This is a genomic window from Kamptonema sp. PCC 6506, from assembly GCF_000180455.1.
Lineage (GTDB): Bacteria > Cyanobacteriota > Cyanobacteriia > Cyanobacteriales > Microcoleaceae > Kamptonema > Kamptonema formosum.
This window is the reverse complement of the sequence record NZ_CACA01000047.1, coordinates 1-4,488: the sequence shown is the minus strand read 5'-3', so window position 1 is coordinate 4,488 and position 4,488 is coordinate 1. Positions and strand designations below refer to the sequence as shown.

Sequence of the window (4,488 nt, the reverse complement as noted above, 5' to 3'; positions counted from 1 at the left end):
TTATTACCAATGTCCTTATCCACAAAAATATTCACTGAATATGCACAATCATTGAGTGCCATCCTTGAGATCGTCGATAGTGTATTCAATCAGCTCGTCCATCAATTATCTCTCGTTATCTTTTTTAAAATTGGGGGCGAAAATGGTTTTCCTCTGATTATCTTGTGGCTGATTTGTGCAGCCACGTTTTTTACGATCCGCCTGGGTTTCCCCAATATTCGACTATTTAAACACGCAATTGACGTAGTAATAGGTAAATACGACGATCCTAACGAGGAAGGTGAAGTATCTCACTTTCAGGCCCTAGCAACTGCTATATCGGGAACAGTAGGATTAGGAAATATTGCAGGAGTAGCGATCGCAATTCAACTTGGCGGCCCTGGTGCATCCTTCTGGATGACATTAGCAGGATTTCTCGGCATGACTTCCAAATTTGTAGAATGCGGACTAGCAAATAAATATCGCGTCATAGAAGCCGATGGAACAGTTGAAGGCGGGCCGATGTACTATATCAAAAAAGGTTTTGCTGACAGAGGAATGGCTTCACTAGGACAAATTTTGTCTTATACCTTTGCCATCTTACTAATTCCTGCGAGCTTTTCAACTACTCTCTTCCAATCAAATCAAACCTATGCCGCTGTTGCACACATTATACCAGAGTTTCCTAACTGGTTATTTGGCATTATCTTTGCCACTGTCATCGGCTTTGTACTCATTGGTGGCATTACTAGGATTGCCACCATTACAGACAAACTCACTCCAGCTATGGCAATTATTTATACCATTGCTTGCGTGACAATTCTGATTAATAACTTCAGCCTGATTCCGGGTGCGATCGCCACAATCATCGGTTCAGCTTTTGACCTGCAGGCAGTCACCGGTGGCATCTTCGGTTCAATAGTCATCGGTATTCGGCGAAGTTGCTTTTCTAATGAGGCTGGACTAGGAACCGCTGCGATCGCTCATGCACCAGCTAAAACCAATGAACCCTTACGGGAAGGAATTGTTAGTTTACTTGAACCTTTCATTGACACCATAGTTGTTTGCAACCTGACAGCAATTACCATTGTCTCTACAGGTGTTTATGCTACAGTGCCAGAAGGTACATCAGGTATTGCCATCACTGCCGAAGCCTTCAGAACCATTGCTGATTGGTTCCCGACACTCTTAACTATTTGTGTGATACTTTTCGCGATTTCAACTGTAATTTCTTGGAGTTACTACGGCCAACAAGCCTGGATTTATATCTTTGGCAGACCAACTCTGATTATCTATCGCAGTATCTACGTTTTCTTTACATTTTTGAGTGCTATTGTCAGTGTGGGAGCTGTCGTTGAATTTGCTGATATGATGGTGCTAAGTATGGCAGTCCCTAACCTGATAGCTTGTTATCTCCTATCCAATGAAGTAGCTGCCGATCTGAAGGACTATCTACACCGGCTTAACTCTGGACAAATGCTCGCTTACGATCCTCAAAAATTTGTTTAATATTGTCAACTATGAAAAACACACAAACAAAATTATCTACAGATACTTGGGTGGCAGCAACTTGGGATGAATTTATCGAGGCTGCTGATAATCCAGCTTTTGAACGCGCTAAGGGTTATTATTATAATAGCAAAATGCTGATTGAAGCTATGGGAACTGGATACGATCATTCTTGCGACAACGGGATTATTTACTTTGCTGTCAACTTGTACTGCATTTTTAATCGCATTCCTGTCAATGGGATGATTGGTTGCAGCTTTCGCAAAGCAAGGTTGTGGGAGTGTCAGCCAGATATCGCTTATTATATTGGCGAGCGCGCTCAATCTATTCCCAGAGGCACTAAAATTGTAGACTTAAATCAATATCCACCGCCGGATTTAGCTATAGAAGTTTCTGACAGTACGCTATCTGACGATTTAGGTAATAAACGCCTGCTTTATGAAGAAGTACCAGTTAGAGAATATTGGGTCGTGGATGTACAAGGAGCATTAGTGAGAGCGTTTGCAGTCGGGGATGGCGGGAGTCGTCGCATCAGTGAATCTCTAGTTTTTCCGGGATTAGCAATTAGTTTATTAGAAGCAGCTTTGCACCGCAGCCGCGAGGCAGACCAAACTCAAGTCGGCGCTTGGTTAATGCAGCAATTTCAAGCAATATAGATGGCAATATAAAATTAATGGATGAGCTAATTAGAAAATTAATTACTATCGGCTTACCTGCTTGGCTTCTCTTCACAGTAGCAAGGACTACGGGTAAAACAGGTGAGGCTGCGATCGCGAACTCTTTACAAAAGCTCGGCAGTCCTTTTGGTTTGCTGATGGGTTTAGGTATATTGGTTATTTTCGGGTTAGCTGCTAGTTATTTTAGCCGCTATCTTGTAGATGGCTTGCTAATTAGATTTTACCAAAAGCGGCAGCAGTCGGAACCACTAGAAAAATTGCTAATAGAAATCGAGAAATTGCCACTATCCGATGACCTCAAAATTAAACTAAAATGGACTGTTACTCACGATCGCATCTACTCTCAACCCCAGTTCAAGCACATAATTTCAAGTAGTTTCATTATTGCCGCAATTCTCTCGGCACTATTTTCTGTCTCTAGCTACTTAGGAGAAAACAATAGATTTTTTGAATTGACCTCTCATTTGAGAGTACAATATCTAATTGTGGGTTTCAGTTGCTGCATTTTTTTTGGACTTACGCGCACAAAAAAGTTATGGTTAGTTGTTAGCATTTTCTGTATACTCGTTAATCTGGCTGAAATCGTGCCTTGGTATTTTCCTCAACCAGCAATTGCAGCAGAAATTTCAGGACAAAAGTTACGGATTTTCCAAAGCAATGTTTTGACAGGAAATCGCCATTATGCAGATGTTATATCTTTAGTTAGGGAAGAAAAACCCCGATCTTGCAGTTTTTGTAGAAGTTACCAGGTCTACTTGGGCAAAAGAGTTAGCAGTTTTAAAGGATTTACTTCCTTATTCTTTCGGAAATCAAGAGTCCGAGAAATTTGGCATGGTAATATACAGTAAGTTTCCGCTGGAAAATAGAGAACTTAAAATTTTTTCATTGGGAAGAAAAGTAGTATCTACAGATGTAAGAGTTCAAGGTAAAATTATTTCTATTCTCGCTGTTCATCCATCTGTTCCCACTAGACAAAAGAGTTTTATTGATAGAAATAAGCAGTTAGCAGCTATTGGTGAATATGCCGCACAAATCAAAAATCCTGTAGTAGTTGTGGGAGATTTTAATGTCACGATGTGGTCGCCATTTTACAAAAGTATGGTAAAGACAGGGGGATTGCGAAATGCACGATCTGGTTTTGGTATTTTACCAACCTGGCCAACTAATAAACCGCTGTTATACATTCCCATAGATCACTGTTTAATCACCAAAGATATTCAAGTTTTGAATATTAGGACTGGTCGCAAAATTGGTTCCGATCACCTACCTTTAATTACAGATTTAGCAATCAATAACTACCGATCGTTTAAATAGCCATCGGGCATAATCGTAGTGCGATCGCACTCCGCATTAGAAAGATCTACCTTTCGCGCTTTAAACAAATTACATCCTTTTAACTGAGTTCCCGTTAATTTGGCATTTTCTAAATTAACTCTGCTCAAATCAGCATAGGTTAAATCTGCACCGCTGAGATCTGCATTGTACAAATCTGCGCCTTGTAAACTTGCACGAGAGAGATTTGCACCCTGCAAATTAGCACGACGTAAATTAGCTCTTGACAAATTGCTCCCTTCTAGATCTGCTCCCGATAAATTGGCTTGATAAAGTTGAACGTCTCCCAATTGGGCTGCGGTTAACTGAGTTTTATACAAGTTGGCTTGACTCAAGTTTGCATAAGGTAAATAAGCACGACTCAAATCGCTACCTTCAAAGTTAATTTCTTGTAAATTGGCTTCAAATAGGTAAGCTTCACTCAAATTAACGGCGTTAAAGTCTCGCTTACCCGCAGAATACTGAGCCAGCAATTCCTCAGCGCTTAGCTTTTGCATTTGTACCTCTTTTCCGGCGACAGCGATCGCTGCCAATCCATCAGAATAATTAATGACTGATATTATGCGTATTTATACTTACGCATTTATTTTTATGTTAAGCTTGTGTAATAAAGAACACATTTTTTCTAATATTTTTTTTAGATTTGTAAATTCCTGTTACGCTCAGCCACCGGGACAAAATCAGTAATTTTGTCCGAAAACCGATTTATTTGTAAAATGAGAGATATTTACGTAGCTTATACAGAACTTACGCACCCAACCAAAAAACCGGGTTTCGACTTTCGCTCAACCAGCAGTTTTTTGACCAAAATACTTCGTTACGATCCACATACGATCTCAAAAACCCGGTTTCTGGGACTCCCTGCGTAAGTCTTATTATATATACTGCCGATCGCACCTCTTTTTTGAGACGGTAAGGTAGAAGGTAGAAGGCAGAAGGCAGCTATACTGAAAAAATTTCTTATTTAGAAGGGCAAAAAGCAATTATCCTG

4 protein-coding genes and 1 pseudogene are annotated in these 4,488 nt (G+C 40.2%); 4 read left to right on the top strand and 1 reads right to left on the bottom strand.

Annotation, left to right across the window (positions count from 1 at the left end):
* The 4 genes and pseudogenes from OSCI_RS02485 to OSCI_RS31265 all read left to right on the top strand — a co-directional run.
* Nucleotides 1–1,488: alanine/glycine:cation symporter family protein (locus OSCI_RS02485; RefSeq protein ID WP_157135540.1), on the top strand; the 1,488-nt coding region annotated here is incomplete at its 5' end.
* Nucleotides 1,489–1,499: 11 nt separating this feature from the next.
* Complete coding sequence (locus OSCI_RS02480; RefSeq protein ID WP_007353272.1) at nucleotides 1,500–2,144, top strand: Uma2 family endonuclease; 645 nt, start codon at nucleotides 1,500–1,502, stop codon at nucleotides 2,142–2,144.
* Between the two features lie 17 nt (nucleotides 2,145–2,161).
* Nucleotides 2,162–3,013, top strand: a complete 852-nt coding sequence (locus tag OSCI_RS31270) for a hypothetical protein (RefSeq protein WP_007353271.1) — start codon at nucleotides 2,162–2,164, stop codon at nucleotides 3,011–3,013.
* Nucleotides 2,931–3,479 (top strand): annotated as a pseudogene (locus OSCI_RS31265) (endonuclease/exonuclease/phosphatase family protein); the annotation flags it as partial. The gene OSCI_RS31270 and the pseudogene OSCI_RS31265, both read left to right, overlap by 83 nt.
* On the opposite strand, the gene OSCI_RS02465 reads toward OSCI_RS31265, so the two are convergent.
* A complete protein-coding gene (locus tag OSCI_RS02465) occupies nucleotides 3,461–3,994 on the bottom strand; it encodes a pentapeptide repeat-containing protein (protein ID WP_019487457.1) in 534 nt (177 codons plus the stop codon). The pseudogene OSCI_RS31265 and the gene OSCI_RS02465 overlap by 19 nt on opposite strands.
* Between the last annotated feature and the right edge of the window lie 494 nt (nucleotides 3,995–4,488).

Excerpts from the sequence above, each read along its gene's own strand:
- OSCI_RS02480 (WP_007353272.1), top strand. The coding sequence starts at position 1,500 with ATGAAAAACACACAAACAAAATTATCTACAGATACTTGGGTGGCAGCA.
- OSCI_RS02465 (WP_019487457.1), bottom strand. The coding sequence starts at position 3,994 with ATGCAAAAGCTAAGCGCTGAGGAATTGCTGGCTCAGTATTCTGCGGGT.
- OSCI_RS31270 (WP_007353271.1), top strand. The coding sequence starts at position 2,162 with ATGGATGAGCTAATTAGAAAATTAATTACTATCGGCTTACCTGCTTGG.